The organism is Thiomonas delicata, from assembly GCF_900088825.1.
Taxonomy (GTDB): domain Bacteria; phylum Pseudomonadota; class Gammaproteobacteria; order Burkholderiales; family Burkholderiaceae_C; genus Thiomonas_A; species Thiomonas_A delicata.
This window is the reverse complement of record NZ_LT592215.1, coordinates 1-721: the sequence shown is the minus strand read 5'-3', so window position 1 is coordinate 721 and position 721 is coordinate 1. Positions and strand designations below refer to the sequence as shown.

The window sequence follows — 721 nt, the reverse complement described above, 5'->3', positions numbered from 1 at the left end:
CTTCATCGACACGACCTATCAGACAGGCACTGGGAATTGCTCGAGCCCCATCTGCCGGGGCGAGCGGGGGTTTGGGGTGGGGTTGCGCAGGACAACCGCCAATTCATCAATGCCGTGTTCTGGATTCTTCGCACGGGCGCGCCGTGGCGAGACCTGCCGGCCTCGTATGGTGGGTGGAAAAACACCCATCGGCGTTTTTGTCGCTGGCGTGACCAGGGCATTTGGGAGTCGCTGCTCGAGCAGTTCATTGAGGAGCCTGATTTCGAATGGCTCATGATGGATGCCAGCCATTGCAAAGTCCATCCGCACGCCGCAGGAGCGCGGGGTGGCAATCAGGCCATGAGCCGTACAAAAGGGGGCTCAACACCAAGATACATCTGGCCGTGGATGCGCATGGTCTGCCGCTCAGAGCGGTTATTACAGAAGGTACCCGAGCGGATTGCGCAGAGGCTGAGCGGTTGATGGATGGATTCAGGATGCAGTGTCTACTTGCCGATAAAGGCTACGACAGCGATGCCATCGTGGCGAAAGCCCAAGAGCAAGGTGCGCAAGCCGTGATTCCGCCGCGCAAGAACCGCAAGCAACCCAGGGCATATGACAAGGCGCTCTACAAACTGCGCCATCTGGTCGAGAACGCCTTCCTACATCTCAAGCGATGGAGGGGCATCGCCACGCGCTACGCGAAAAACGTCGCCTCATTCGTTGCCGCCGTGCAAATTCG

At 59.1% G+C, this 721-nt stretch carries 1 protein-coding gene; it reads left to right on the top strand.

Annotation, left to right across the window (positions count from 1 at the left end; translation table 11 throughout):
• Nucleotides 1–721 (top strand): IS5-like element ISThsp20 family transposase gene (locus tag THIARS_RS18120; protein ID WP_094162246.1). Its coding sequence is split into 2 segments (ribosomal slippage), with 722 coding nucleotides annotated over them: nucleotides 1–361 and nucleotides 361–721; the frame shifts between segments, so codons are not numbered across the junction. This gene is flagged as partial in the annotation.